The organism is Drancourtella massiliensis, assembly GCF_016900655.1.
In the GTDB taxonomy this organism is placed as follows: Bacteria; Bacillota; Clostridia; order Lachnospirales; family Lachnospiraceae; genus Sellimonas; species Sellimonas catena.
The window spans coordinates 1-25,716 of the sequence record NZ_JACJKH010000018.1; the positions used below are offsets into that span (position 1 = coordinate 1).

Annotated in this window: 18 protein-coding genes, 1 riboswitch and 1 other annotated feature; of the genes, 4 read left to right on the forward strand and 14 right to left on the reverse strand. The window is 48.0% G+C overall.

The annotated features are described in order from the left end of the window. Window positions 1-208: 208 nt before the first annotated feature. Window positions 209-311, reverse strand: a riboswitch (glycine riboswitch). Window positions 312-551: 240 nt separating this feature from the next. The 5 genes from H6A32_RS10415 to H6A32_RS10435 form a co-directional block, all read right to left on the reverse strand. Then, window positions 552-1,460, reverse strand: a complete 909-nt coding sequence (locus H6A32_RS10415) for an AEC family transporter (RefSeq protein WP_204864297.1) — start codon at window positions 1,458-1,460, stop codon at window positions 552-554. Between the two features lie 10 nt (window positions 1,461-1,470). Further along, complete coding sequence (locus tag H6A32_RS10420) at window positions 1,471-2,040, reverse strand: HD domain-containing protein (protein WP_087167032.1); 570 nt, start codon at window positions 2,038-2,040, stop codon at window positions 1,471-1,473. A gap of 36 nt (window positions 2,041-2,076) precedes the next feature. Next, window positions 2,077-3,414, reverse strand: coding sequence for an aminopeptidase C (locus H6A32_RS10425; RefSeq protein WP_204864298.1), 1,338 nt, complete (start codon window positions 3,412-3,414; stop codon window positions 2,077-2,079). Between the two features lie 169 nt (window positions 3,415-3,583). Further along, window positions 3,584-7,372, reverse strand: a complete 3,789-nt coding sequence (gene rpoC, locus H6A32_RS10430; protein ID WP_204864299.1) for a DNA-directed RNA polymerase subunit beta' — start codon at window positions 7,370-7,372, stop codon at window positions 3,584-3,586. A gap of 14 nt (window positions 7,373-7,386) precedes the next feature. Then, window positions 7,387-11,256, reverse strand: a complete 3,870-nt coding sequence (locus H6A32_RS10435) for a DNA-directed RNA polymerase subunit beta (protein WP_087167029.1) — start codon at window positions 11,254-11,256, stop codon at window positions 7,387-7,389. Window positions 11,257-11,516: 260 nt separating this feature from the next. Between H6A32_RS10435 and H6A32_RS10440 the strand changes: the two genes are divergently transcribed. Beyond that, complete coding sequence (locus H6A32_RS10440; RefSeq protein WP_204864300.1) at window positions 11,517-12,458, forward strand: L-lactate dehydrogenase; 942 nt, start codon at window positions 11,517-11,519, stop codon at window positions 12,456-12,458. Window positions 12,459-12,538: 80 nt separating this feature from the next. After that, on the forward strand, window positions 12,539-13,273 hold the full coding sequence (locus tag H6A32_RS10445) for a DUF6198 family protein (RefSeq protein ID WP_087167027.1): 735 nt from the start codon (window positions 12,539-12,541) through the stop codon (window positions 13,271-13,273). Window positions 13,274-13,418: 145 nt separating this feature from the next. On the opposite strand, the gene H6A32_RS10450 is transcribed toward H6A32_RS10445, so the two are convergent. From H6A32_RS10450 to H6A32_RS10470, 5 genes are all read right to left on the reverse strand, one after another. Next, window positions 13,419-14,636 (reverse strand): amidohydrolase family protein, encoded by a 1,218-nt coding sequence (locus tag H6A32_RS10450; protein WP_087167026.1) that lies wholly within the window; start codon window positions 14,634-14,636, stop codon window positions 13,419-13,421. 257 nt (window positions 14,637-14,893) lie between these two features. Further along, a complete protein-coding gene (rplL, locus tag H6A32_RS10455) occupies window positions 14,894-15,268 on the reverse strand; it encodes a 50S ribosomal protein L7/L12 (protein ID WP_087167025.1) in 375 nt (124 codons plus the stop codon). Between the two features lie 60 nt (window positions 15,269-15,328). Then, window positions 15,329-15,880: a 50S ribosomal protein L10 gene (rplJ, locus tag H6A32_RS10460; RefSeq protein WP_087167024.1), complete on the reverse strand. Its 552-nt coding sequence runs from the start codon at window positions 15,878-15,880 to the stop codon at window positions 15,329-15,331. A gap of 29 nt (window positions 15,881-15,909) precedes the next feature. Then, window positions 15,910-16,044: a sequence feature (ribosomal protein L10 leader region), on the reverse strand. 40 nt (window positions 16,045-16,084) lie between these two features. After that, on the reverse strand, window positions 16,085-16,477 hold the full coding sequence (locus H6A32_RS10465; RefSeq protein WP_204864301.1) for a hypothetical protein: 393 nt from the start codon (window positions 16,475-16,477) through the stop codon (window positions 16,085-16,087). Further along, window positions 16,402-16,788 (reverse strand): hypothetical protein, encoded by a 387-nt coding sequence (locus tag H6A32_RS10470; RefSeq protein WP_204864302.1) that lies wholly within the window; start codon window positions 16,786-16,788, stop codon window positions 16,402-16,404. Before H6A32_RS10470 ends, H6A32_RS10465 begins: the two co-directional genes overlap by 76 nt. Before the next feature lie 145 nt (window positions 16,789-16,933). On the opposite strand from H6A32_RS10470, the gene iadA reads away from it, so the two are divergent. Then, window positions 16,934-18,079: a beta-aspartyl-peptidase gene (gene iadA, locus H6A32_RS10475; protein WP_204864303.1), complete on the forward strand. Its 1,146-nt coding sequence runs from the start codon at window positions 16,934-16,936 to the stop codon at window positions 18,077-18,079. 102 nt (window positions 18,080-18,181) lie between these two features. Here iadA and H6A32_RS10480 read toward each other — a convergent pair whose 3' ends face one another. The 4 genes from H6A32_RS10480 to H6A32_RS10495 all read right to left on the reverse strand — a co-directional run bounded on the left by H6A32_RS10480 (window position 18,182) and on the right by H6A32_RS10495 (window position 24,123). Further along, complete coding sequence (locus tag H6A32_RS10480; RefSeq protein WP_243424902.1) at window positions 18,182-19,534, reverse strand: M18 family aminopeptidase; 1,353 nt, start codon at window positions 19,532-19,534, stop codon at window positions 18,182-18,184. Then, on the reverse strand, window positions 19,527-20,972 hold the full coding sequence (locus tag H6A32_RS10485; protein WP_138373405.1) for an APC family permease: 1,446 nt from the start codon (window positions 20,970-20,972) through the stop codon (window positions 19,527-19,529). The genes H6A32_RS10480 and H6A32_RS10485 overlap by 8 nt, the downstream gene beginning before the upstream one ends. Window positions 20,973-21,406: 434 nt before the next feature. Continuing rightward, window positions 21,407-22,366: a LysR family transcriptional regulator gene (locus H6A32_RS10490; RefSeq protein ID WP_204864304.1), complete on the reverse strand. Its 960-nt coding sequence runs from the start codon at window positions 22,364-22,366 to the stop codon at window positions 21,407-21,409. After that, on the reverse strand, window positions 22,363-24,123 hold the full coding sequence (locus H6A32_RS10495; RefSeq protein WP_191427432.1) for a PEP/pyruvate-binding domain-containing protein: 1,761 nt from the start codon (window positions 24,121-24,123) through the stop codon (window positions 22,363-22,365). Before H6A32_RS10495 ends, H6A32_RS10490 begins: the two co-directional genes overlap by 4 nt. A 272-nt stretch (window positions 24,124-24,395) precedes the next feature. Here H6A32_RS10495 and H6A32_RS10500 point away from each other — a divergent pair, with 272 nt between their 5' ends. Then, window positions 24,396-25,688 carry an aminotransferase class I/II-fold pyridoxal phosphate-dependent enzyme gene (locus tag H6A32_RS10500; RefSeq protein WP_204864305.1) on the forward strand — a complete coding sequence of 431 codons (1,293 nt, stop codon included), beginning with the start codon at window positions 24,396-24,398 and terminating at the stop codon, window positions 25,686-25,688. The last annotated feature ends 28 nt before the right edge of the window (window positions 25,689-25,716 follow it).

Here is a 25,716-nt window from a genome sequence, read left to right on the forward strand (position 1 = left end):
GCTGCGAACCCACAACATTATAACATAGGAGGTTTTTCCTATGGTACCTTATGTAACGCTACGGCTTCGCCTATTCCCCCATCTCAGATGGGGGTTTGCGAATTATTCAATCAATATTCTTGCTTTTTCTGTCGATACGGATTCCGGCCGAAAATCCGGGGCAACAAAAAAAGCAGATCAAGTAACTTCTCCATCATGAGAAGTCCTTTCATCTGCCTCTGTCCTTTTACCTGAAAGATTATCCAGCAGTGCTGTGCTGCACGCCAGATTACTTCTTCGGTACAATCATATTGTTCTCCAGAGTGTTGTCCGAACCTGTTCCTTTTGCCTGAGAGTTTCTTGCATGCCCCTTCGGCTCCGGCTATCATTCCCGCGCCGCACACTGCGCTATAGTGGTATCTCACAGGTTCATCATTCAACTTTAAAGTTATTATAAAATTCACTTACTCCAGAGTCAAGTGTTAAATAATAAACTTGTCAGTTAATATTTTGACAGTTATTTTATAGACAATTTCTTTTTATTTATCGCTTTTTTCTATGCTTTTTCCTCTTTAGCCAAGTGCCAGGCACCAAAGCGGAAGTGTCAGAAGCGACAACAGGGTACTGAGGAAAATCATCCCTGTCGCGTACCGTTCATCCCCGTGGTACTTGGAAGAAAGAAGCGCCGTTGTGACCGGAGCCGGCATTCCGGCCATGATTACGGTAATCCCCCGCAGCACCGGATTCACCGGAAGAGGAGCTGTCACGGCAAATACAACCGCCGGGATCAATACGAGGCGGACTGCCGCATAAAATACCATGGTGCGGTCAATCAATCCTCTTGGATCCATCTCCGCCAGCATCATTCCGATCAGCATCATACTCATCGGCGTATTGGCGCTGCTCAATCCCTCCACCGCCCGGGTAAAGAAGTCCGGCCAGGATACCGGAAGAAACATGACGATCAGCCCCAGATAAATCGAAACAATGCACGGATGGGTGACTACCTTTTTCAGCACGTTCTTTTTCTGACCCGGCAGAAAGCAGGAGACGCCCACCGACCACATGACCACCCGGACCGGGAGCATGAAGACTGACGCATACAAAAGCCCGGACGTCCCGTAAATACTTTCAATTACCGGATTTCCCAGAAAGCCGCCGTTAGAAACAATCGTCCCGTACCGGAGCGGCTTTCTCTTTTCCTCATCTGTTTTTTTGTACAACAGAAACGCTGACGCCACAGATATCATATTATACAGCACGGATAACAGCACCGTCATGACAACCGGCTTCCAGACATCATGATGGGGCTGTACAAGAAACGCATGAAAAATGTTAAACGGCAGCAGCACATACAGACACAGATCCACCATGTTCAACCTTCCTGTCGTGCCTACTATTCCTCTTTTTCTTACGATAAATCCAACGATCACAAAGAAGAACATCATCCCCTGCATCGTCAGCATATTTTCAAATACCATCTGCCTGCTCCTACAATCCTATCCGGTCCGCAATACCGCGCATTGCTTCCAGTGCAATGTCGATAAATTCGTCAAAATCCATGCCCGTAAATTCAATCGCTTCCATATAGTCGCGGTTGGCACCGGCTGCAAACCGAAGCTCACGGAAACGTTTGAGCACAGATTTATGTTTGACGCTTGCAATCTTTTTATCCGGATAGATCTGAGCAATGGCTTTCAAAAAACCACTCATCGGATCGGATGCAAGAATCGCATACTGAAGTTTTGTTTTTGCTTTCACGCCGCTTTCCGGATTGTGGGCACAAATGGCGTCAAACAGTACCGGATCATCAATTCCTTCTTTTTTCAGGATTTCCACCGATGTCGGTCCGTGGGTCTCCGGGTGCTCCTTCCACTCGCAGTGTTCCTCATCCAGATCATGAAGAAGCCCCACTACGCCCCAGTATTCCACTTCTTCAGGAGCAAGCTTTTCTGCGACTCCCCGCATGATCGCTTCCACCGCATAGGAATGCTCCAGGTAGCGTTCTCCTTCCATGTATTTATGTAAAATCTCATATGCCTGATCGCGTGTAATCGCCATTGTTCTTTCCTCCTGAATACATTTTTGTCTAGTATGTTATCGAGCCAGTGTTCCCATCGGATCCCATGGATTCAGATGAACCGGCTCCTGCGCAGCCTCCTCAAGCTGCTCTTTGGTCAAATATTTTTTATTAATCACTGCCTGGTACACATACCGGTCAAACCAGTCCGCGCTCATCAGATAATATCCCTTTTCACCGTGCTCATCACTCCAGCTGTTCTGGATTTTCCATTTGAGTGCTTTTCCTTCCTCATCCAGATCCACACCGGTAATCACCATGGCATGGTTCATCGCGCTCTCCCGGTAGTCAAGCCCGGCACCTTTTTCCATATCAAACTGCATGCCGTAGGTACCCTCAAAATCATAGCACTCCGTGCACCAGAGTCCCATGTCTCTTTCACCGTATTTTCCGACATCGCTTCCAAACCATACGACCTCTCCGCCTGACAGCTGGCAGATAATCAGACCTTTCAGCGTATCCATCGGCAGATTATAGTAACGCACCGGAGCGCCCTCTGCCACATTGCCAAGATAGTCTACCGTGTAGCTTTTTCCAAACGGCTTGTCTTCGGTCGGCGAATTGATAATGCTGACATAATCTTCATGGAGCTTCAGTCCCACATACTCCTCATAAAAAGTCTTTGGAGTCAGATTCCGTACTACATGGTACTTCTTCTCTTTATCTACATACTCAAAATCAAAGGTCTTCGGCGGCTTGCCGAAGCACATGCACAGGAAGCTGTAGATATCTGCCATCATCTCTTTTTTCTCTGCATGGGCATCCCCGCCGTTTCGTACAGTCTCACGAAGCTTTGCAGCACACAGGCGCAGTCTGGAATTCAGAAGCGCATTCATATCTCTCGTATTGCTGCTCTGGTAGGTTTCCTCCATGGCACTCTTCGGAACCACTCCGTACTTTTCCACGAGATTGACAAACATATCCCACTGGCCTCCGTCGCCGACGCCTTCTGAAAGAATGTGGCACACGGTACGGTCGTCCACCGAGCGGTCCGCCAGATCAATAATGCTCTCCAGCATATAATTGGCCTTTTCAAACTTGTCCCAGAATGCTGTGTAGTTCTGGGAAAGCTCAAATTTGTCCAGATTGCATTTCTTTGCCGTCACTTCACGGAGCACATTCAGCGCAGAGAAAATCCAGCAGCGTCCGCTGGCTTTCTGATTCGTCACCGGAAGCGTCGGGATATCAATGGAGAATGCATACTGGGAGGATGCAAGCCCTGCATGGCAAAACGCCGCATCCTTTACCGAATGTTTATAAAGCGCGTTCGTCATCGCACGGCAGAGCGCACTGCCCGCATACTTCTCCTCAAAGCCTGAAATATCATCTGTTGTCAATCCTTGAAACTGATTCATTTTTCATCATCCTTTCCCTTTTTCTTTTGTCTTTACCCTATAGTATAGCACGAATTTGAAAACGGCGAAATACCCGATACTTGCTTTACAGGGTCAAAATATAAGCGCCCTGCGGGATTTCCCGCAGGGCGCTATGCTTTACCTGAGTAAACTATTCTACAGATCGTTCTTATTCTTCTGTTTCTGTCTCCTGGCTTTCCTCTTCGGATGTTTCTTCGGAAACTTCCTCTGCCGTCTCTTCAGCTGTTTCCGCTTCCGGTTCTTCTGTCAGATCCAGATCTGCACCAAGAATCTCTGTATCCTCCTCAGCTGCTTCGGATTCTGCTTTCTCGTCTTCTTTTGCATTTTCCTTTTCTTCAGCTTCTCTGCGGAGGCGTGCCTCTTCTTCTTTCTGAGCTTCGATCATCGCATCTGTATTCAGCTTGATATTGCGGTATTTGCTCATACCGGTACCAACCGGAATCAGTTTACCGATGATAACGTTCTCTTTCAGACCGATCAGCGGATCGACTTTTCCTTTGATGGCTGCTTCTGTGAGGACTTTTGTTGTCTCCTGGAAGGAAGCTGCGGACAGGAAGGAGTTTGTAGCAAGTGCCGCCTTGGTAATACCAAGCATGATCTGCTCTCCTGTTGCCGGCTCTTTACCTTCAGCCACGAGTTCTTTATTTCTGTCTTCGAACTCAAGGGCGTCTACCATAGTGCCCGGAAGGAATTCGGAATCTCCATTCTCCTCGATACGGACTTTCTTCAGCATCTGACGCACAATGACTTCGATGTGCTTATCGTTGATATCTACACCCTGGAGACGGTATACTCTCTGCACTTCCTGAATCATGTAATCCTGTACAGCACGCAGACCTTTGATTCTCAGGATATCGTGCGGGTTGACACTACCTTCTGTAAGCTCGTCTCCGGCTTCCAGTTCCACGCCGTCCTGAATCTTGATTCTGGAACCGTACGGAATGAGGTATGCCTTGGATTCCCCTGTCTCATTGTTGGTAACGATGATCTCACGTTTCTTCTTTGTATCGTTGATCGTTGCTTTTCCGGCGAACTCTGTAATGATTGCAAGTCCCTTCGGCTTTCTTGCCTCGAAAAGCTCTTCGACACGAGGAAGACCCTGTGTGATATCGTCACCGGCAACACCACCTGTATGGAAGGTACGCATGGTAAGCTGTGTACCAGGCTCACCGATGGACTGGGCAGCAATGATTCCGACTGCCTCGCCGACCTGTACCGGCTCTCCTGTTGCCATGTTGGCACCGTAACATTTTGCGCAGACACCCAGATGGGATTTACATGTCAGGATGGTACGGATCTTCACCTTTTTGATCTCGTTGCCGTTTTCATCCACACCTTTTGTTACGATCGCAGCCGCACGTTTTGGTGTGATCATGTGATTTGCTTTGACAATCACATTGCCTTCTCTGTCGCAGATCGTCTCGCAGGAATAACGTCCTGTGATACGCTCCTGAAGGCTTTCAATCTCTTCATTTCCGTCCGTAAATGCCTTGACATACATTCCCGGGATTTCTTCTCCCTTCTCCACGCAGTCTACTTCGCGGATAGAAAGTTCCTGGGAAACGTCTACAAGACGTCTTGTCAAGTAACCGGAATCGGCTGTACGAAGCGCCGTATCGGACAGACCTTTACGTGCTCCGTGGGCGGACATGAAGTATTCCAGTACGTCCAGACCTTCACGGAAGTTGGACTTGATCGGCAGCTCGATCGTACGTCCGGTCGTATCTGCCATCAGACCACGCATACCGGCAAGCTGTTTGATCTGCTTGTCAGAACCACGGGCTCCGGAATCCGCCATCATGAAGATATTGTTGTATTTATCCAGACCGGAAAGCAGTGCCTCTGTCAGGGCATCGTCAGTTGCCTTCCATGTCTCAACGACTTCTTTGTAACGCTCCTCTTCTGTGATGAGACCACGTTTGAAGTTTCTTGTGATCTTATCCACCGTATCCTGTGCCTGCTGGATCATCTGCGGCTTCTGCGGCGGAACGGTCATATCGGAGATAGATACTGTCATAGCAGCTCTCGTAGAGAACTTGTATCCGATGGATTTTACGTTATCAAGTACTTCTGCTGTTGCAGATGCACCATGTGTATTGATAACCTTTTCCAGGATCTTCTTTAACTGCTTCTTGCCGACATGGAAATCGACTTCCAGAAGAAGCTCATTTCCTTCTACGGTTCTATCCACGAATCCGAGATCCTGCGGAATGATTTCGTTGAAGAGGAACCGTCCCAGTGTGGACTCTACTGTTCCTGACTTCACAGTTCCGTCCGGCATTGTCTTGGAGACACGTACCTTGATCCGTGAGTGCAGTGTGATTACCTGGTTTTCGTAGGCAAGGATTGCTTCGTTTACGCTCTTGAAGAACTTGCCTTCACCTTTCACACCTGGTCTTTCCTGTGTCAGGTAGTAGATACCAAGTACCATATCCTGTGAAGGAACGGCTACCGGGCCACCGTCTGAAGGTTTCAGAAGGTTGTTCGGTGAAAGGAGAAGGAAACGGCACTCTGCCTGTGCTTCTACGGAAAGCGGAAGATGAACCGCCATCTGGTCACCATCGAAGTCGGCGTTGAACGCTGTACATACGAGCGGGTGAAGCTTGATTGCCTTACCTTCTACAAGAATCGGCTCGAATGCCTGGATACCAAGTCTGTGCAGTGTAGGGGCACGGTTCAGCATAACCGGATGCTCTTTAATGACATCTTCCAGGACATCCCAGACTTCCGTCTGAAGTCTTTCCACCATTTTCTTTGCGTTTTTGATATTGTGTGCTGTACCGTTTGCAACAAGCTCTTTCATTACGAACGGTTTGAACAGCTCGATTGCCATTTCTTTCGGCAGACCGCACTGATAGATCTTCAGTTCCGGTCCTACTACGATAACGGAACGTCCGGAATAGTCAACACGTTTTCCGAGCAGGTTCTGACGGAAACGTCCGGACTTTCCTTTTAACATATCGGAAAGAGATTTCAGGGCACGGTTTCCCGGTCCTGTAACCGGACGGCCGCGGCGGCCGTTGTCGATCAGGGCGTCAACTGCTTCCTGAAGCATTCTCTTTTCGTTTCTTACGATGATATCCGGGGCTCCAAGCTCCAGAAGTCTTCTCAGACGGTTGTTACGGTTGATGATTCTTCTGTAAAGGTCATTTAAGTCAGATGTTGCAAAACGTCCTCCATCAAGCTGAACCATCGGACGCAGATCCGGCGGAATAACCGGGATGACCGTCATGATCATCCACTCCGGTTTGTTTCCGGATTCACGGAACGCTTCCACAACTTCCAGACGTTTTACGATTCTTGCACGTTTCTGTCCGGTCGCTCCTTCGAGTCCGTCTCTTAACTCATGGTATTCCTTTTCCAGATCAATATTCTTTAACAGTTCCTGAATCGCTTCCGCGCCCATGCCGACACGGAATGCGCTTCCCCATTTTTCTCTTGCTTCCTGATATTCCTGTTCGGAGAGCACCTGTTTGTACTGTAAATCTGTCTCCCCTTTATCGAGTACAATGTAGGAAGCAAAGTACAGTACTTTCTCCAGTGTTCTCGGAGAAAGGTCGAGAATCAGTCCCATCCGGCTCGGGATTCCTTTAAAATACCAGATATGGGATACCGGAGCCGCCAGTGCGATATGTCCCATACGCTCACGGCGTACTGCAGATTTCGTAACCTCAACACCGCAGCGGTCACAGATCACACCTTTATAACGGATTTTCTTATATTTACCACAGTGACATTCCCAGTCCTTGCTTGGTCCGAAAATACGTTCGCAGAACAGCCCGTCGCGTTCCGGCTTTAAAGTTCTGTAGTTGATGGTCTCCGGCTTTGTTACCTCGCCTCTTGACCACTCCAGAATCTTTTCAGGTGATGCCAGCCCGATCTTGATCGCATCAAAGGTCATCGGCTGATACGTCGCTTCATTATTGTTTCCCGTCATTACGGCACCCCTTTCTATTCTTCATCTGACATTTCGTCAAAATCAATCGTAAAGTCTTCGTCGTTAAAATCCAGTTCTTCTTCATCCTGTCCTTCTTCGATGTCAACTAATTCTTCTCCCTGGAATTCCTGCTGTGAGAAACCATGCTCTCCGTAGGACTCCCTGTCGTTGGAATACCTTCTGTCTCCTTCAATGATTGCATTTAAGTTCGTCTCACCGTAATCGGATGTCTCCATGATCTCAACTTCTGTATTGTCGTCTCTGAGCACACGTACATCCAGTCCGAGAGACTGAAGCTCTTTTAAAAGTACCTTGAAGGACTCCGGAATACCCGGCTCCGGAATGTTGTCTCCTTTGATGATGGCTTCGTATGTCTTCACACGGCCGATCACATCGTCGGATTTTACTGTCAGGATCTCCTGCAGGGTGTAGGACGCACCGTATGCCTCCAGTGCCCATACCTCCATCTCTCCGAAACGCTGTCCACCGAACTGTGCTTTACCACCGAGCGGCTGCTGTGTAACGAGGGAGTAAGGACCTGTGGAACGTGCATGGATCTTGTCATCAACAAGGTGGTGCAGTTTCAGGTAATGCATGTGTCCGATCGTAACCGGGCTGTCGAAGTACTCACCTGTACGTCCGTCTCTCAGGCGTACTTTACCGTCTCTGGAAATCGGCACGCCTTTCCACAGCTTTCTGTGTTCCCTGTTGTCATAGAGATACTGCATTACTTCAGGAAGAAGCTCCTCTTTATGCTTTTCTTCAAACTCTTCCCAGGAAAGATTTACATAATCGTTCGCCAGGTCAAGTGTATCCATAATGTCATTTTCGTTTGCTCCGTCGAATACCGGAGTTGCCACATTAAATCCAAGTGCTTTTGCCGCAAGACTCAGGTGAATCTCAAGTACCTGTCCGATGTTCATACGGGAAGGCACACCAAGCGGGTTCAGCACGATATCAAGCGGACGTCCGTTTGGAAGGAACGGCATATCCTCTACCGGGAGCACGCGGGAAACGACACCCTTGTTTCCGTGACGTCCGGCCATTTTATCTCCTACAGAGATCTTTCTCTTCTGGGCAATGTAAATGCGCACTGCCTGGTTTACACCCGGAGAAAGTTCGTCTCCGTTTTCTCTTGTGAATACTTTGGCATCTACGACAATACCATATTCACCATGCGGTACTTTCAGAGAAGTATCTCTGACTTCGCGGGCTTTCTCACCGAAGATCGCTCTTAACAGACGCTCTTCCGCTGTCAGCTCCGTCTCTCCTTTCGGAGTAACCTTTCCGACAAGGATATCGCCGGCACGTACTTCCGCACCGATACGGATGATTCCTCTTTCATCCAGGTCTTTAAGTGCATCATCACCGACACCCGGGATATCCCGTGTAATCTCTTCCGGTCCCAGCTTCGTGTCACGTGCTTCTGCCTCATATTCTTCTATATGAACGGATGTATATACATCATCCTGAACAAGGCGCTCGCTTAAGAGAACGGCATCCTCGTAGTTATATCCTTCCCATGTCATGAATCCGATCAGCGGGTTCTTACCAAGAGCCATCTCACCGTTGGATGTGGACGGTCCGTCTGCGATGACTTCTCCCTTCTCCACTCTGTCGCCCTTGAATACAATCGGTCTCTGGTTGTAACAGTTGGACTGGTTGCTTCGTAAGAACTTGGTCAGCTTGTAAGTCTTCTTCACGCCGTCGTCCTGACGGATAATGATCTCTGTGGAAGCAGCTCTTTCTACAACGCCTGCTTCCTCTGCAACGACGCAGACACCGGAGTCTACCGCGGATTTCTCTTCCATACCTGTACCGACTACCGGAGCCTCTGTTGTCAGAAGCGGTACTGCCTGACGCTGCATGTTGGATCCCATCAGCGCACGGTTGGCATCATCGTTTTCCAGGAAAGGAATCAGCGCTGTAGCAACGGAGAATACCATCTTCGGAGACACGTCCATGTAGTCAAATTTGCTTCTCTCGTATTCCTGTGTCTCTTCACGGTAACGACCGGATACATTCTTTCTCACAAAATGTCCTTCTGCATCCAGCGGTTCGTTCGCCTGTGCTACGTGGTAGTTGTCCTCTTCGTCTGCTGTCATGTAGACAACTTCGTCTGTTACGACCGGATTTTCCGGATCGCTCTTGTCGATCTTCCGGTACGGAGCCTCGACAAAACCATATTTATTGATTCTTGCGTAAGTTGCAAGAGAGTTGATCAGACCGATGTTCGGACCTTCAGGCGTCTCGATCGGGCACATTCTTCCGTAATGGGAATAGTGAACGTCTCGCACCTCGAATCCTGCACGGTCTCTGGAAAGACCTCCCGGTCCAAGTGCGGAAAGACGTCTCTTGTGTGTCAGCTCGCCAAGCGGATTGTTCTGATCCATGAACTGGGACAGCTGTGAGGAACCGAAGAACTCCTTCACCGCCGCGGTCACCGGTTTGATGTTGATCAGAGACTGTGGTGAGATACCTTCCAGATCCTGTGTTGTCATTCTTTCACGGACAACTCTTTCCAGACGGGAAAGTCCGATCCGGTACTGGTTCTGGAGAAGTTCTCCTACCGCACGGATACGTCTGTTGCCCAGATGGTCGATATCATCGTCATTTCCAAGGCCGTATTCCAGATGCATGTTGTAGTTGATGGACGCAAAAATGTCCTCCTTTGTGATATGCTTCGGAACAAGCTCATGGAGATTCTTTCTGACTGCTTCTTTGAGCTCTTCTGTATCGCCTGCCGCTTCTTCCATCAGATCTGCAAGAACCGGGTAATACACAAGCTCGGAAACTCCTACTTCTTTTGGCTCAATGCCGGTCACCTCTTTGAGATCTACCGCCATATTGGAAAGGACTTTGATGTCCCTGTCCTCGCCCTCACGGCTGATCCATACAAACGGCACCGCATTGTTCTGAATCGTATCGGCAAGCTCCCTTGTCACTTCCGTTCCTGCTTCCGCCAGGATCTCGCCTGTCAATGGACTGAACACTTCTCTTGCAAGAACATGTCCTGTGATTCTGTTCTTAAGGAGTAATTTCTTATTAAATTTGTAACGTCCGACTCTTGCAAGGTCATATCTTCTTGGATCGAAGAACATGCTTGTAATCAGGCTTTCCGCACTGTCTACTGCAAGCGGCTCGCCCGGACGGATCTTTTTGTAAAGTTCGAGGAGACCTTCCTGATAGTTTTCAGCAGTATCTTTGCCGAAACTTGCAAGAATCTTCGGCTCTTCGCCGAACATTTCGATGATCTCCGGATTGGTGCCCACGCCAAGCGCACGGATCAGCACGGTGATCGGCACCTTTCTTGTCCTGTCTACCCTTACATAGAAAACGTCATTAGAGTCTGTCTCATATTCCAGCCATGCACCACGGTTCGGAATCACGGTACAGGAATAGAGCTGCTTACCGATTTTGTCATGTGCGATTCCGTAGTAAATGCCAGGCGAACGTACAAGCTGGCTTACGATGACACGTTCCGCACCATTGATGACAAAAGTACCTGTCTTCGTCATAATAGGCAGATCGCCCATAAAGATCTCGTGTTCGTTGATCTCATCCGTTTCCTTATTATAAAGCCTTACCCTTACTTTCAAAGGCGCTGCATAAGTCGCATCCCGCTCTTTGCATTCCTCGATCGTATACTTCACATCATCTTCGCATAATGTAAAATCGACAAATTCCAGGCTCAGCTGTCCGCTGTAATCCGTAATCGGCGAAATGTCGTCGAACACTTCTTTCAAGCCCTCGTCGAGGAACCACTGATAGGAATCTTTCTGAACCTCAATCAGATTTGGCATCTCAAGAACTTCTTTTTGTCTGGAATAGGTCATCCGGGAACTTCTTCCGCTTTTCATGGGACGAATTCTGTTTTTCTCCATTGACGTTTCACTCCTTGTATTATTATTCTCGTGAAAATCACCAGTTTTCATAGTTTATTGCGGGAAATTCAAGCATTTTCTGCTCTCTTCACAGCCCATCTTCCCACAATAGTGCATTTTATTGTATCACAAGCACATTCCACGTGTCAAGAAAAATTTTTATTTTTTTCACCCCTTGTAATTCTCCATATATTATGCTATGTTGATAACAAGAATTGTTACTATTTTTTTAGAATTACAATTATTTGGAGGAAACAGATATGATAAATATTAGAAAAGCCGCTATCATCGGCTGCGGATTTGTCGGAGCTTCATCCGCATTCAGCCTGGTACACAAAGGATTATTTTCAGAGCTGGTTCTGATCGATGCCAACCATGCCAAAGCAGAAGGCGAAGCCATGGATTTGAGTCACGGCCGGCCGTTTACTTCCCCTATGAAAATTTACGCCGGAAGTTACGACGACATCAGCGACTGTTCGCTGATTATCATTACAGCGGGCGCCAACCAGAAACCCGGTGAGACAAGACTGGATCTCGTCCACAAGAATGTAGCTATTTTCAAATCCATCATTCCCGAAATCACAAAGAGAAATTTTGAAGGAATCCTGCTGATCGTGGCAAATCCGGTGGACATCCTCACCTACGCCGCCCTCAAAATTTCCGGCTACCCAAAAGAACGGGTCCTCGGAAGCGGCACCGTGCTTGATTCCGCCCGTTTCCGCTACCTCTTAAGCGAGCATCTCAATGTGGACAGCCGAAGCGTTCACGCCTATATTATCGGTGAACACGGCGACAGCGAGCTTGCCGTCTGGAGCAGCGCCAATGTCTCCGGTATCGGCATCAATGATTTCTGCGAGCTCCGCGGCCACTACGAGCATGATGAGGCCATGGACCGGATTTACCGGACCGTGCGGGACAGCGCTTACGAAATCATCGAGCGGAAAGGCGCCACCTACTACGGTGTTGCCATGGCGGTGAACCGGATCGCGGAGAGCATTATCCGCAACGAGCATTCCGTGCTCCCGGTTTCCAGTCTGATGGAGGGAGAATACGGGCTCACGGATCTGTGCATCAGTGTTCCTACCATTGTCTCCGCAAAAGGCGCCGAACAGGTACTGGAAATCCCGCTGAGTCAGGAGGAAAAAGAAAAACTTCAGAAATCCGCTGCAGAATTAAAGAAGGTCCTTGACTCTGCCATTTGACAAATGCCTGCCAATACCTCTAAAATAGAAATGCTGCCAGATTTATGGCAGCATTTCTTAGAAGGAAGGCAGGAATTTTCATGAAACAATCTACGTTCTTCCGTGTACTGTTCTATATCATCGGTCTTCTGGTGCTCGCACTGGGTCTGACCTTGAACACCAAGACAGGGCTCGGAGTCTCACCTATTATCTCAGTCGCTTACAGCACGGCAGTCATCTCCGGACATAATTTCGGCAACATGACTCTTGCTCTCTATTCCCTCTTTGTGGTCATCGAACTTATTCTTCATCTCATAAGAGAACACCGCTATGTAGAAGAATCACACGGCGCACTGTCCCAGGCAGGAAAGCGTGACCGGAAGCTGATTTTCCTGATGGACATTCTCCAGATCCCTTTAAGCCTCATTTTTACGCGGTTTCTCAATGCATTCTCCGCTTTGATCCCGGCTCTTTACTCCGGTTCAGAAAGCAGTGCAGGAGAAATGGCATTTCGCGTCATCGTTCTGGTCATCGCAATCATTCTAACCGGGATCGGAGCCGCCATGTCCCTGAATATGCGCATCGTACCAAATCCAGGTGATGGAATTGTTCAGGCCATCGCAGATACGGCACACAAAAGCGTCGGCTTTACCAAAAACTGCTTCGATGTGCTCAATATTTCCATCACAATCACATTAAGCCTCACTTTCGCCGGGCATCTGATAGGCATCGGCGTCGGCACGATTCTTGCCATGATCGGAGTGGGACGCACGATTGCCGTCTTCAACCACTTTACATACGATAAAATGAAACAGCTGGCCGGCATCGAAAACTAAACAAGGCGAAACAAGTTTCTCAATACAAAAAATCCCCTCCGGGAATCCGCACACCAGCGGCGCGGTCATTTCCGAAGGGGATTTTTCACTTTCTTATATTATTCCCTGTCAGAATCTACAGGAACTCTTCTATTCCAGGGCTGATTTATACAAATCTTACTCCCTGTGAATATACGGTTTTTCCACCAAGGTATACCGTATTGACATTATAAACACAGGAGATGTCTTTGCTCAGATCTCCGTCTACTACAAGAATGTCTGCCAGCAGACCTTCTTTAATCATTCCAAGTTCATCTTCTCTTCCGAGAACTTTTGCAGGGTTTGCTGTTGATGTCTGAATCGCCTGTACCGGAGTGATTCCGTATTTTACCATCAGCTCCATTTCCTGAGCGATTGGAAGAACCGGAGCACCGTACATTACCATATCGCTTCCGGTGCAGACCGTCACACCTGTATCATAAAGCTCTTTAAAATGATCACGGTAGGCTTCATATGCCGGCTCATAGAACTGATAATCCCTCTGCTCTTTTGCGGCAACCGGATCATTGAATACATCCGCGTTTCCCTCCTCGATGTTCTTCTTGCACACTTCATATAAATATGTATAGGCAAAAATCGTCGGCGTCCACGCAATTCCCTTTTCTTTCATCTGCTGCGCCTGCTCTACTGTCAGGAATGTTCCGTGTTCAATCGTATCGAACCCGGCATCAATACACATCTGAATCGATGGATGAGTTCCCGCGTGAACAACACATTTGATTCCTCTTCTGTGGCACTCATCTGCCGCCGCATCTAATTCTTCCTGGGTGTACTCCGGAATATGGGAACGGTGGCTTGTAAGCAGTTTGATCCATTCCGCTCCATCTCTTCTCTGCTTTCTGATCTCTTTGCGGATTGCCCATGGTCCGTCCACTTCAACAACTTCATCCCAGCAGTGTCCACCCGTCATACACATACCTTCTCCCACATGCGTGATACGGGGAATCGTGATAAATCCTTTCTCCTCCGCAAGTTTCAATGTCTTGCACACTCCGTGCGGAGAATAGCAGTCTCTGACACTTGTGATTCCTTTCGTAAATGCTGCCTGCGCATGCTGAAGTGCATACATCATAATCATCTGATCATTATAGTTGAAGCTGTCCGGCTGGCTGAACCAGTATCCCAGATGTGCATGCATATCGGTAAGTCCCGGCAAAATTGTTGCCTCCCCATAATCTTTGACTTCTTCCTCCGGATATTGGGCAGTCAATTCTTCCTTCTTCCCTACTTTTGCAATTTTGCCATCCTTTCCGATCAGCACTGCCGCCTTCTCAAGCACGGTGCTTCCGTCTCCGGTAATCAGATGTTCCGCTGTGATTATCATGTCTTTTTCCTCCTTGATCCCATACTGTCATATGATATTTCTCTTTCATCCCAAAGAGAAATCATCTCCATGCCATTTATTATAATGCACAATTAATCTTATTACAACTGGTGAAAAATATATATTTTGCACAATTTATTTCTGTTCACCCATGCTCAGAAAGGGAACATCTATCATTTGCAGGAACCGAAGCTTCCTGTTAAACAAAAAATGGCAGGATTCCTGCGAATCCTGCCATCATCATTCCATCAACGAAATTATTTAACGTTAACTTCAGCGCCTTCTCCTTCGAGTTTAGCTTTGATTTCTTCAGCTTCTTCTTTGGATACAGCTTCTTTTACTACCTTCGGAGCGTTGTCAACAAGGTCTTTTGCTTCTTTTAATCCAAGTCCTGTGATTTCACGAACAACTTTGATTACTTTAACTTTGGAAGCACCTGCAGAAACAAGTTCTACATCGAACTCTGTCTTTTCTTCAGCTGCTGCTGCTTCTCCGCCTGCTGCTGCTACAACAACACCTGCTGCTGCGGATACACCAAATTCTTCTTCACATGCTTTTACTAAATCGTTTAATTCTAATACAGATAATTCTTTGATAGCTTCAATAAATTCAGCTGTTGTTAATTTTGCCATTTTATTTACCTCCATATTTTGTATCGGTTTCGTTCTCTTGAATCAATGATTCTGAATCAATTACTCAGCTGGTGTTTCAGCTGGTTCTTCTGCCGGAGCTTCCTCTGCTGCTGCCTCGCACGCCTCTGCTCCACCCTGTTCAGCGATCTGATTAAGTACACGAGCAAGATTTGTGATAGGTGACTGTAAGCTTCCAAGCAATTTGGAAAGGAGCTCTTCTCTTGAAGGAATCTTGGAAAGTTCTGTGATTCCTGCTGCATCGTAAACGGTTCCTTCTACTACACCGGCTTTTACTTCCAGAGCCTCTGCTGTCTTGGCGAACTTGCAGATGATTCTTGCCGGAGCTGTAGCATCGTCTTTAGATACAACCATTGCGCTCGGTCCTTCCAGGTATTCTTCCAGACCTGCGAAATCCGTACCTTCAAAAGCTCTTTTCATCATTGTGTTCTTGCAGACTTTGTAAATGACACCTGCTTCTCTTAACTGTTTACGCAGTTCTGTGTCCTGTGCTACTGTAAGTCCACGGTAGTCAACAATGACAACTGACTGTGCATCCTTGATGTCATCAGCGATCGCCTGCACGATTGGCTGTTTTAATTCCACTTTTGCCACGATTAACGCACCTCCTTGTAGTATTTGTGAGCTGCCAGAAAAAACCTCTCTGCAAAAAGACAGAGAGGTCAACATTCAAGTAAAGAATTTTGTCTTCCTCGGTAGGCGTTTTGATCCTTATGCCGTCCGGCACCTACTGTCTTCGGCAGTTACTTCGTAACAATACCATATATACTCATGGTTGTCAATATTTTTTGCTAATTTTTATTCTTCTGTTTTTGACGGGATTTTCATCGCTCTGTAAAACAGCAGACTCCCAAGAAGCGGTGCCAGTACCGCAAAGCACATTCCTGCTTTCATTCCAAACTGTTCCGCTGTATATCCAAACTGCTGCGCAAAGGCCGTCACATTTTCACTTCTGACGGCGCTGTCTGTGATCACCCCGACAATCTGCGGATAGAAGGTCGCCCCCAGATCTCCTCCGACAGCCATCAGAGCAAACAGCGCAACCCCCGCATTCGGAACCTTGTTTGTCACCGCAATCGGGCTTCCCGGCCAGAGCATCGAAACAAAAAATCCGGTTATTGCACAGGAAACCAGTCCTGCCGCAGCCGAATCAGAAAGTGCTGCAACTGCATAGCATGCGGTTGTTCCCAAAGCTCCGAACAAAAGAATCCGGTCAATGCCTTTTCCATATTTTGAATACAGCGTCCGCCCCAGCCCGATTGCGGCTCCAAAGAGCGCCAGGCCAAGCAGGTCGCCATCATAATAGATGTTACTGCAGGGAGCAAGGTCAGAACCAACGTTATGCTCTGCCAGTTTTCACTGCCAAAAGCAGTCATAAATCCCGCCGAAACTACTACGACAGCCAGCACACCCCACGCGTAGCAGGAATGAAGGCGGCTTTTGTGATCCGATATCGTTCCATTTTCATTCTCATAGCCCCCCTCTTCATATTTAAGCTTCATTCTATCATATTGAAATCAGATGATGCAAGAAATCTTCTTTCGGGTTTCTATAATACCCAGATTCCATCATTCATGGTACAATGATCCTGAATAAAGTAAAAAAACGGCATCCGGATTCCGGATGCGGCTGACGGAGGATTTGAACATGATTTTAATCAAACAAGCAGAAGTCTATACACCTCACATTATCGGAATCAAAGATGTACTCGTCTGCGGAGGACAGATCGAAGCCATAGAGGACCGCATCTCTCTCCCGCTTCCATCCTGTCATGTGATTGACGGAACAGGAAAACTGCTCATTCCCGGAATCATCGATCCGCACGTGCACGTCACCGGAGGCGGCGGCGAAGGCAGTTTTCACACTCAGGTTCCTCCTGTCTCCCTGTCAGATCTGATTCGGGGCGGTGTCACTACTGTAGTCGGTCTTCTCGGAACAGACGGAATTACCAGAAGCGTTGAAAATCTGCTTGCCCGTGTCAAAGCACTGAAAGAAGAAGGAATCAGCACCTATGCCTGCACCGGTTCCTATGGCTTTCCGTCCGTCACTCTGACCGGAGACGTCAAAAGAGATCTCGTATTTATCGATGAGATTTTGGGGGTGAAACTCGCCCTTTCGGATCACAGAGCGCCAAACGTCACTGTCAATGAGCTCATGCGGCTCGGAAGTGACACCCGTACCGCCGGAATGCTCTCCGGAAAATGCGGTATCGTTGTCCTTCATATGGGCGATGCCCCGTCCGGTCTTGCACCTGTCCGGGAAGCACTTGCACGGACAGCCATTCCGGTCAAGATCTTTCATCCGACCCACGTCAACCGTAAACGTGAGCTTCTGGAGGAAGCGTTTGCGTTTGCCCGCCAGGGCGGCTTCATCGATCTGACCTGCGGGATTGACGGAGCCGGACGCCCGGCCGCCTGTATCATGGAGGCCAGAGAACGTGGTATCCCGATGGAGCAGATCACCATAAGTTCCGATGGAATGGGAAGCTGGTCCACTTATGATGAATCCGGCAGTCTTCTTGCAATCGGATACGCACCGGTAGATACGGTTCTGAAGGAGGTCAAAGTCCTCGTCCAGGAATATCAGCTCCCTCTGGAAGAGGCTCTGTGCTTTGCCACTTCCAACACGGCCAGATCGCTGGAACTCTTCCCGAAAAAAGGATGTATCCGTGCCGGCTCCGATGCAGACCTTTTACTTCTGGAAGAAGATCTTTCCATCCATACGGTCATTGCCGGCGGCAGGCGTATGCTGGAAGATCATGTGCTTCTTCAGAAAGGCACCTACGAAATCTGATCCGATACTGTGAAATTTCTGCTAAACAAAAAGCAGGCACGGTCCGGGATGTCTGATTCCCGGCCGATGCCTGTTTTTCAATACTTATACTTATTTCAATGCTTATTCATGAATGGTCATTCGGATGGTACCGTCGGCCTCTTCCAGCAGTTGTGTGCGGAAAAAGATTTCTGACGCTTGTTCCAGATACACAAGATCCTTGATTCCCGAAGTCTCATAGGATGAATGCATGGCAAGCTGCGGGAGCCCGATATCAACGGCTTTCATAGACATCTGCGCCATGGCAAGATTGCCAAGCGTGCTTCCTCCGGCCATGTCAGAGCGGTTAGCAAAATACTGTACCGGCACCCCCGCTTTCCGGCAGATTTCCTGAAACAGCGCCGTACTGATGCCGTCACTTGTATATTTCTGTCCCGCATGGGACTTAATAACAATTCCCTCATTTAAATATGCACAGTTCCCCTCATCGGTTTTCTGAGGGTAATTCGGATGCACAGCATGTGCATTGTCACAGCTCAGAAGAAAGCTGGATGCAGCTGCCCGGCAGAAATCATCTTCCCCTTTTCCAAGGGCCCTGTTGACCCGTTTCAGGACATCTGTCAGGAACGTGGATGCGGCACCCTGTTTGGTCCCGGATCCCACTTCCTCGTTGTCAAAGCACGCAAAGACATTGATGCCTCCCGGATTTTCCCCTTTCAGGAATCCTTTCAAAGATGCATAGGCGCATTGAAGGTCATCCAGCTGAGGGCAGGAAAGGAACTCTTCCTCCAGCCCCCAGATCGAAGGTTTCATCCTGTTATATAAGAAAAGATCCATTCCAAGAATATGTTCCGGCCTTATCTGCAATTCCTCCGCGATCAGCTTCCTGACCGTATCCAGCTCCAGTTCCCTGGCAGACAACAGAGGCAGCATATCCTCCTGAAGGTTAAATTTCTGTCCCTCATTGACTTTACGGTTCATGTGAATTGCAAGACTCGGAATCAACAGAAGATCTCTGTCGATCTTCACCAGACGCTCCTGTATTCCGTCTTTTGTGCGCACGACTGCTCTTCCCGCCAGAGAAAGCGGACGGTCAAACCACGGTGCGCAGAGCATTCCACCATAGCCTTCTGTGTTAAGCTTTGTATAATGCCCTTTCACTGTCATTTCGGCACGTTCTTTTACCTTGAATGTGGGAGAATCACTGTGAGACGCCGCAATCTGGAATCCATAGTCCTGCACGTCGTTTCCCACCTCAAATGCCAGGATACTGGAATGATTGCGGGTCACATAATAGCGCCCGCCTCTGTGGATTTCCCATCTTTCGGATTCTGCCAGCGGGAGAAATCCCTCCCGCTTCAAAATCTCTGCCATCTGCTCCACCGCATGAAACGGTGTCGGCGAATTCTGGATAAAGGCTGCCAGTTCCAGCGCCTCATCTTTGCACACCTGCGTATCCATCATCTTATTATACATCCTGTACCATTCCTTTCTCCCGTTCCCGCTTTGCAATCTTTGGCAGGATCAGGCCAAGTGCAGTCAGAACAATCGGTGTGATGATGTTGAGCGCCATGGTCATCGGATCTTTGCTGTACATTCCCATAATACAGCACGCCGCTGTCACAACAAAACACCAGCCTCCGAAGAAATATGCTATCTTTTGGCTCTTCACAAACCGGTACTCTGCCGGAATACGCTTGATCGCTCTCCGCAGCGCAATGTAGGCTACAAATACCCACAGATAACGGAGCGGCATACAGACAGAATTCAATCTTGTCAGCTGCTGAAGAACGGATGCCGCTCCAGGCATCACGGTCTGGATCAAAATAATTGCGCCGGAAAGAATGACCACCAGCCAGATTCCATTGCTGAACGCACCGTATTTGTTCTTTTTCAACAGTTTGCTTGGAATGAATTCTTTTGTCTTCTCGTTATCAAGAAGCATACGAAGAGGTGCGTCAATACTTAAAATCAAAATTGCGAACTGTCCGATCATGTTGCAGAGCGCATAAAGAACCAGGAACAAGTCTCCCACATGGTAATACTCGCCCAGACGCTGGAACGCCCAATAAGCACCGTTCGCGGCATAAGAATCAAACGTCTCCTGGCTTTCATTGATCACCGCCGGATCAAACATCATTCCCATGGCGATTGTTCCAAGGATCGCACATCCTGCCACCATGACCGCCATAAAGATAATTCCCTTTGGAAAACCTTTACTTGGATCTTTTACTTTATTGACATAAGGAGAAATTTTCTCGCATCCGCCTACCGCAAAGACCAGAATGGAAAGGCTTGTGAAGTAACCCATATTAAAATTCGGAATCAAATTATCCAGACTGAAATCCAGACTGATAAAATCTGCGCCCGGGTTAATCGCAGGTGCAGCGAACATCATTACGATGTACAAAAGGGACATGACAAACATGCTGGTTCCGGCAATCGTTGTCAGCTTCTTCAATGGATTAAGACCTCTGCTGGCAATATAGCAGCAGATCAGAAATACTGCCAGTGTCGCAAGCTGTACATAAACCGTCGGAATCGTATCATAGGTCTCATGATCACGGAAAATCGCCCAGCTCAGCGCTTTAAGCCCGCCGCTTCCCTTGCTGGCAATGTAAGTGATGTGACATGCCCAGTACGTCCATCCTGCATAATAAGCGATCTTCGGTCCTGTTGTCTCATAGATCCAGGAATTGACACCGCTTCCGCTGTTCTTGAAAGCGGAGCCCAGTTCTCCGACCATCAGGGCATACGGAATAAAGTACAGGGCAAACATCAGAATCCAGCTGAGCATTACCTGCGTTCCGTTAAAATAGATAAATCCGTTTAATACATTTCCAAATCCCCACACGGTAGAAAATGACATAAATGCAAGGACATACCATTGTATTTTCTTATCTTGTGTTTTCATATTTCTTCTACCTTTCTACTGTTTTACGTACAGGGAAAGAATTTCTTTGATCACTCTCACGGCAAGATCCATTCCTTCCGCTGTATCATGTTCATACGGCCCGTGGTACGCATGTCCGCCCGTTCTCCCACAGACCGGAGGTTCATCCTCTCTTCCTTTTAGATTTTCCGGCAGTTCCCTGCCTTTTCGTTCAAGCGCTTTTCACATGATTCCATTATAATTTTTATAAATATCAGTTTCAAATAACTAATCAGAATGACTTATATAACTGTTCCCTTATAATCCCTTTTATTTTGACTGATAATTTTCTCTTTGTATCCATAAATTGTATATCTTTCCCACACAAAAAAACAGCGCCCGAAAACTTTCCTTTTTCCCGGGTACTGTTTTTCTTCTTATTATTTGTTTCTTTTATATGTTTCATAACAGAATGTTTATAATTCTTTTTCTTCCACCGCAATTTTCATAAATTCTGCCATACACTTTGTGAAATATTTATTTTTACGGTAATAGAAATATACATTACGCTGCGCTGCCGGATCATCAATTTTATAGTATATAATATTCCGGTTGTACGGAAGGCTTTTTACTACCGTGTCACTTACAATCGCGATCCCCATCTCCCGTTCTGTATATGCCAGGATAGACAGGATCTGATCCATCTTAAACGCCACACGCGGCACAAATCCGGCCCGTTTACAGATTGCCTCCACCCGTTCTCTTGTATCATTGTGAGCCCGCAGCATGAGGAACGGATCCTGCTCAAACAGTTTCAGCGCCACACCGTAGACTTCCGGACGCATATGGACATTCTGCTTGATATCATCCGATGTCATACCCCATGCCTGAGCCGCTTTGTTGCTTTCAAACGAAGCAGGCACGGCAAGCAGCAGATTCTCTTTCATAAAAAACCGCCTGTCATAGATCTCCTCATCCATCGGATAGTTATCCAGCATCAGATCCACTTCCCCTGAAAAGAGCTTCTTCTCGATCTGGGAAGTGTGCGCTTCCACAAGGTTCAGTTTGATCTGCGGAAATTTCTCACGGAATTTCTTGATAATCCCCGGCAGTACAAACGAGATAAACAGATAGGTCCCGCCGATACTCAGGCGCCCTGTGAGCATGTCGTTCAGATTCCCGACATAACACTCAAACTCCTCCTCCAGATCCATGATCTTTTCTGCCGTCTTGATATATTTTTTCCCGCATTCCGTCAGTTGGATCGGCACCGTGCTTCTGTCGAACAGCGGCATTCCGATCTTCTTTTCAATCTTCTTTACCGTTGCACTAAGAGCAGGCTGCGAAATGTAAAGATTGGCCGCCGCCCTGGAAAAGCTTCCTTCTTTATAAACTTCATAGACATATTCCATGTTTGCAAATGTATTTTCCTTCATGATTCTTCCTTCTCTTTTTTGCTTTCCGCCAGCCGGCACACCGCTCTGCCATCCGCCGCATCCAGATACAATACCGCATGTCCCCGCACATCATACACTTTTACGATCCGCAGCAGTTCCGCCGCGGTTTCTCCGGCTAATCTCTCTGTCACTTCCGGGCAGGCCGAAAGCATCTCCGGGCGGTAGATTCTTGTCTTGCTGTTCTCGTTGATCGCTCCGTAGTAAACGTCAGCCTCAACCAGATTCTGGAACATGTGGCTTCCATAGGAAAGTTCCGGCCGGTACCCTGCCTTCCCGTACGCCACTTCACAGATAGCTCCGAAACTGCTGATATCCGCATAGGAAACCGGAACACCAAGCTCCGGTGACGAAGTCCCGATTCTGCCGGGAGCCAGAAGGAGTGCTTTCTCCTCCGTCTCCTCCAGATAATGATTAATCTTTCCGATCACATGCCCAACATCCGGTTTCTTCTTATATGGATAGTCATAGTACGCCTGCGGATCCACCCAGACAATATAATCAAGCTTCTGCTCTTTGGAACGCCGCATGGAAGTCCGCCGCACATCAAACAGGAATTCTCCATCTTTATCTTTCGGGATCTTGACCTGATCCGAAATTCCCGAACGCAGCGGCCTGCACTGTACAAGGGTTACTTTCCATCCATCTTCCGATGCATTCACGGCAAACTCGATATCCACCGGCTGCCGGTAATTCTCCTCCAGTTTTTTCAGAAGCGTTTTCATCATCCGGATAAACGTACGGTCTTCCACCAGTCCCTGACAGTCCGCAAAATAGATCTTCCGGTAGTCTCCCCGTCTTGCAAGCAGTTCTTCCGCATCCGTATCCCGGTCCAGAAGCAGTCGACGATAAGATTTCGGGAAGATATCCAGAAGCTCCGACAGATTTTTCGTACAGATCTTACGGGCATCCAGATCGATCACATCCACCTGACGCTGAGAGTACTTGTGCTTCTCCCCTGTCGTTCCCCAGAGATTCCCCTGCGCGCAGTCCAGGCCTACCAGCCGCGGATAATCCCCCGGTGTCCGGGTTACGGCTCTCGTTCCAAGCCCTGCCACCAGCCGGAGCATCCCTGCTTCCGGATTGATGTGTTCCATCCATTTGTATGGATTGTAGGAGCATCCCATCCCCGCAGCAGCCGGAAAATACAGACTTCCGATCTGTGTCCCCGCTGCCTTTTGAATCAGAAGCCCCATCTGCTCTTCCTGATCTTTCCGATGCCATTTCTTCCGGTATTCCACCGCTTCCTGATTCTTCACACTGTCGTAGACTCTTGAAACCGCGTTCAGCATTTCCCGGATCCGCTCTTCTTCTGTCCCCTGATTCGAGCAGAAAACGGACTCATACTTTCCAAAAAAAGCATTGTCATACCCGTCTTCCATCAGGCTGCTGGAACGGACGATATACGGTGCTCCGTTAAAATAATTCAGGATCCTCTCAAACTCTCCCCGGAACGTTTCGACCGTTTTTCCGTCCCGTACCTGGCAGAAAATCTCCGTTCCCACAAACCAGGAGGGACAGCGCTCCCACCGGTCTGCATACTCGCCAAGAAGTGTCTCCATCATCTTCTCCACCAGGACAAATCCGCATGCCTTCCCGCCGATCACTCCGCCTCCTGTCTTATGATCAGAAATCCTCTGAAAATCTTCCTCTTCAAAATATGTGAGGATTGTTCTCGCAAGTCTCGGATCCTGCGTCATCATTTCGCGGCAAAGCTCCCTCTTTTTTTCCTCTTCCATAATTCCTCATCCTCTCTGCTCTTCTACTTAAAAGTTTATCCCCTGACATCTCCGATTTCAAATACAGCTCGTCTATAGTCTCTATAACTGTTTATTTATATCATAGCTGTTTTGTCTAATTATTTCAAAATATTTTTGATTTTTTTGTCTATTTTTTCGATTATTCTATGGACTGCTATAGATTTTCTTTTATAAAATTTATACAAATATAAATATTTGTTTTTTCTCCCGGCCATTTCTATAATGAGGGCAGAGCAAGGAGGAAAACGATCATGACATCTCTCAGAGCACTCTCCAAAGATAAACTGACGGATCTTCAGTCTGCACTTTGGAATGAATACAGACAGGAACAGGCGAAGGGACTTCTTTTAAATATGTCCCGCGGAAAGCCGGCCCCGGATCAGCTGGATCTTTCCATGGATCTTCTCCGGCTCCCTGATTCCTGTACATTGGAAGACGGCACCGATGCCAGAAACTATGGGATCCTTCAGGGCATCCCCGAATGCCGGAAGCTGTTCGGGAATCTGCTCGGTATACCGGCAGATCAGATTATTATGGGAGGAAATGCCAGCTTAAATCTCATGTTTGATACAATGGCTTTCCTGTTTTTGTTCGGCACAGGCGGAAACAGGCCGTGGGCCGATTATCGGGCCGAAGGACGTACCGTCAAATTTTTATGCCCGGTTCCAGGCTACGACCGCCACTTCCGGATCTGCGAAGAACTTGGCATCGAAATGATCCCTGTCCGGCTTCTGGAAGACGGCCCGGATATGAACCAGGTGAAAGAACTGGTCAAAAACGACGAGCAGATCAAGGGCATCTGGTGTGTCCCGCTGCACTCCAACCCGCAGGGTGTCTGCTACAGCGATGCTGTGGTAGAGGAACTTGCTTCCATGGAAACAGCCGCGGATGATTTCCGGATTTTCTGGGACAACGCGTACGGAATCCACCATATATACGAAGAGGTACCGCTGAAAGATATCCTTACAGCCTGTGAAAAGGCCGGCCATCCAAACCGGTGCTACTATTTTTTCTCTACCTCAAAAATTACCTTTTCGGGAGCCGGTGTTTCTCTGATCGCCGCAAGTCCGGACAATATAAAAGAGCTTCTGGGCCATATGTCCGCCCAGACGATCAGCCATGACAAGCTGAATCAGCTCCGGCATGTTCAGTTTTTCGGTACGCCGGAAAAGATTCTGATTCATATGCAGAAACTTGCTGATCTTCTGCGCCCCAAATTTGATATCGTCCTTCAGAAACTGGAGGAAGGTATCGGTCAGGATTCTTCCATTGCATTCTGGAGCCATCCGAAAGGAGGCTACTTCATCTCCCTGAATGTCTCCGACGGATGCGCAAAACGGACGGTCGAGCTTGCCGGGCAGGCCGGAGTCACGTTGACAGCAGCCGGCGCCTCTTATCCATACGGAAAGGACCCTGATGACAGCAATATCCGTATTGCCCCGTCTTACCCTTCCGAAGAAGAACTGGCACAGGCCATGGACATCTTGATTCTATGTATAAAAATCGCATATCTTGAAAAACTGCTGGGGAACCAGCCAAAATAGAAAGGTCATCAAAAAGGAGAAATGTAAT

Coding starts and splice junctions, on each gene's coding strand:
- H6A32_RS10415 (WP_204864297.1), bottom strand. CDS start 1,460: ATGGTATTTGAAAATATGCTGACGATGCAGGGGATGATGTTCTTCTTT.
- H6A32_RS10420 (WP_087167032.1), bottom strand. CDS start 2,040: ATGGCGATTACACGCGATCAGGCATATGAGATTTTACATAAATACATG.
- H6A32_RS10425 (WP_204864298.1), bottom strand. CDS start 3,414: ATGAATCAGTTTCAAGGATTGACAACAGATGATATTTCAGGCTTTGAG.
- rpoC (WP_204864299.1), bottom strand. CDS start 7,372: ATGACGGGAAACAATAATGAAGCGACGTATCAGCCGATGACCTTTGAT.
- H6A32_RS10435 (WP_087167029.1), bottom strand. CDS start 11,256: ATGGAGAAAAACAGAATTCGTCCCATGAAAAGCGGAAGAAGTTCCCGG.
- H6A32_RS10440 (WP_204864300.1), top strand. CDS start 11,517: ATGATAAATATTAGAAAAGCCGCTATCATCGGCTGCGGATTTGTCGGA.
- H6A32_RS10445 (WP_087167027.1), top strand. CDS start 12,539: ATGAAACAATCTACGTTCTTCCGTGTACTGTTCTATATCATCGGTCTT.
- H6A32_RS10450 (WP_087167026.1), bottom strand. CDS start 14,636: ATGATAATCACAGCGGAACATCTGATTACCGGAGACGGAAGCACCGTG.
- rplL (WP_087167025.1), bottom strand. CDS start 15,268: ATGGCAAAATTAACAACAGCTGAATTTATTGAAGCTATCAAAGAATTA.
- H6A32_RS10470 (WP_204864302.1), bottom strand. CDS start 16,788: ATGAAGCTTAAATATGAAGAGGGGGGCTATGAGAATGAAAATGGAACG.
- iadA (WP_204864303.1), top strand. CDS start 16,934: ATGATTTTAATCAAACAAGCAGAAGTCTATACACCTCACATTATCGGA.
- H6A32_RS10480 (WP_243424902.1), bottom strand. CDS start 19,534: ATGTATAATAAGATGATGGATACGCAGGTGTGCAAAGATGAGGCGCTG.
- H6A32_RS10485 (WP_138373405.1), bottom strand. CDS start 20,972: ATGAAAACACAAGATAAGAAAATACAATGGTATGTCCTTGCATTTATG.
- H6A32_RS10490 (WP_204864304.1), bottom strand. CDS start 22,366: ATGAAGGAAAATACATTTGCAAACATGGAATATGTCTATGAAGTTTAT.
- H6A32_RS10495 (WP_191427432.1), bottom strand. CDS start 24,123: ATGGAAGAGGAAAAAAAGAGGGAGCTTTGCCGCGAAATGATGACGCAG.
- H6A32_RS10500 (WP_204864305.1), top strand. CDS start 24,396: ATGACATCTCTCAGAGCACTCTCCAAAGATAAACTGACGGATCTTCAG.